Genomic DNA, 1152 nt, shown 5'->3' on the forward strand with positions numbered 1-1152 from the left:
GGCAATATACTGAATCCTTTATAAGTAATGAAAATCCTATAATTCTAAAAAAATGTGAATAGTAAAGCTATTTTTATGAACTGTAAGTCCCCCTAAAATTTAGACAATTTATGACCCTAGAATTAAATTAAAAAAACGACTAATTTTAGGAAATGAGAATAAGTAAATTTACAGACAGATTTTGGCGATTTTAAAATGAGAAAATCAGTTATAATTAAAGTATCAGTAATATTAATATTTGTATTTAATATTTTTAGTTGCCAAAGGAAAGTTGTAGTATCGTTAGGATACCAACATGATGAAATAATTCAAAACTTAGGAATAGGATTAATTCAAGTAATTAATCCAAATGAAAATATTAATCTATATTCAGAAGATTAAAATAAAAAAACCTAAAATCGGGATTAACTTCATACCGATATTAAGTAAACCAGATTATAATATATTATTTTTTGTATGTGCGGAAAGAAAAAATAACTTTTATAAAATTGTTATTTCAAAAAATGAATATGCTTATCTAAAAACCATCTCAGGATGTTGTTTTTTATAATTGGGAAAATTTTTTAAAAGAGCAGGTGGTGAACGTTGAGAGTAAAAATTTAAAAAATAATCCATTACTAAATTCTATCAATGGAAAAGGTCTAAACGTTAAAAATTGGAAGTCTGATGATGAAGTGGAAATACTAGAAATAAAAGGTGAGTGGTTAAATATAGAAAATACTACAAAAAATAAAAAATATTGGATAAAATGGAAAAACAAAAGTCAATTATTAGTTTATTTAAATTTATTAGTATGAAATTTACTTTTTGGATATTAATAATTACTTTTTTTATTAATTGTAAGGGACAGAGTAATAATGACTCGGTACAGATTAATAACAAGACTAACTTCCCTTTGGGATTTAACTGGCAAAAAGAATGTTCTTCAGAAAAGCCGGCATTTTATTATGGTGGAGATGGACAACTTAAATTTTTTTCTAAGGCTAATAGTTGGGCATTTGTTGCAACAAAAGTGGATAGTGTAAACAATGTATATGTTGTCAAATTCCAATTTCTAGCAAGTGTATCAGGAAAAAACAAAGATTTAGACTGGAATAATTTTTCCACAACTGAAAAAATAGCATATATAAAAGTAATGGACAGTATACATGT

The 1152-nt window shown here is 25.3% G+C and carries 2 protein-coding genes; both read left to right on the forward strand.

Features of this window, described 5'->3' with window-relative positions:
• Positions 1-578 precede the first annotated feature (578 nt).
• Positions 579-797, forward strand: coding sequence for a hypothetical protein (locus AB4Y90_RS18005; RefSeq protein ID WP_441558933.1), 219 nt, complete (start codon positions 579-581; stop codon positions 795-797).
• Positions 794-1152 (forward strand): hypothetical protein (locus tag AB4Y90_RS18010; protein ID WP_441558934.1); only part of this gene is annotated, 359 nt, incomplete at its 3' end. The genes AB4Y90_RS18005 and AB4Y90_RS18010, both read left to right, overlap by 4 nt.

The organism is Chryseobacterium sp. 2TAF14, assembly GCF_052115105.1.
Lineage (GTDB): Bacteria > Bacteroidota > Bacteroidia > Flavobacteriales > Weeksellaceae > Chryseobacterium.